We start from the raw sequence: 1,023 nt of genomic DNA, 5'->3' as shown, positions 1-1,023 counted from the left end.
GAATTGCCGGAGGCCGTCGCGCGCGGTGCTCTGCTGGTCGATATTCGCCCGCAGGCCCAGCGGCTCCGGGAGGGTACGTTGCCGGGTGCGCTGGTCATCGAGCGCAATGTGCTGGAGTGGCGGCTGGACCCCACCAGTTCGGCGCGGCTGGCGCTGGCCACCGATCACGATCGGGAATGGGTGGTGGTCTGCTCGGAGGGCTACACCTCGAGTCTGGCCGCGGCCGCATTGCAGCAACTGGGTCTGCATCGGGCCACCGATCTGGTCGGTGGCTACCAGGCGGTGAAGGCCGCGGGACTGCTGTCGGTGGCCGCGGGTGCGCCGCATCTGGCCGGTGAGATCAACGCCCTGGTGTCGCTGTAATCGGCCCGGTGAGCGGGGGTCGGGCGCGCGTGAAACGATTTCCGGCGCACGATAGGGTAGTTCGCTGTGAGCACCCCGAACACCCCCTCGTCCGGTGACTCCGCGGGCCGGGTTCCCGCGGGGCAATCCCGTCCTGCCGCAGCGGAAGTCGATGTTCCGGAGCAGATGCGGATCCGCCGAGACAAGCGCGAGCGCCTGCTCGACGCGGGTGTCGACGCCTATCCGGTGGTGGTGCCACGTACCCACAGCCTCGCCGAGATCCGGGCCGCCCATCCGGATCTGGAGCCCGATACCAGCACCGGACAGCAGGTCGGGGTGGCCGGGCGCGTCATCTTCATGCGTAATACCGGCAAGCTCTGCTTCGCGACGCTGCAGGAGGGCGACGGCACCAAACTGCAGGCCATGATCAGTCTGAACGGGGTGGGCGCCGATGCGCTCGCGGCCTGGAAGGCCGATGTCGACCTCGGCGATTTCGTCTTCGTGCACGGTGAGGTGATCTCGTCGAGGACCGGTGAACTGAGCGTCATGGCCGATTCCTGGTCGATGGCGGCCAAATCGCTGCGGCCGCTGCCGGTGGCGCACAAGGAGCTCAGCGAGGAATCGCGCGTCCGCCAGCGCTATGTGGATCTGATCGTGCGCCCGGAGGCCCGGGAGATGGCC

At 68.4% G+C, this 1,023-nt stretch carries 2 protein-coding genes; both read left to right on the top strand.

Annotated elements, in window-relative coordinates; all coding sequences use genetic code 11:
* On the top strand, nucleotides 1-363 hold a 363-nt coding region (locus AB0C20_RS36390; RefSeq protein ID WP_357569743.1), incomplete at its 5' end, for a rhodanese-like domain-containing protein.
* A gap of 165 nt (nucleotides 364-528) precedes the next feature.
* Nucleotides 529-1,023: OB-fold nucleic acid binding domain-containing protein (locus AB0C20_RS36385; protein WP_357569744.1), on the top strand; the 495-nt coding region annotated here is incomplete at its 3' end.

Origin of the sequence: Micromonospora sp. NPDC048843, assembly GCF_040649965.1 — a bacterium.
Taxonomy (GTDB): Bacteria; Actinomycetota; Actinomycetes; order Mycobacteriales; family Micromonosporaceae; genus Micromonospora; species Micromonospora hortensis.
Note: the sequence above shows the minus strand (reverse complement) of the source record. Positions and strands in the feature narration are given on the sequence as shown.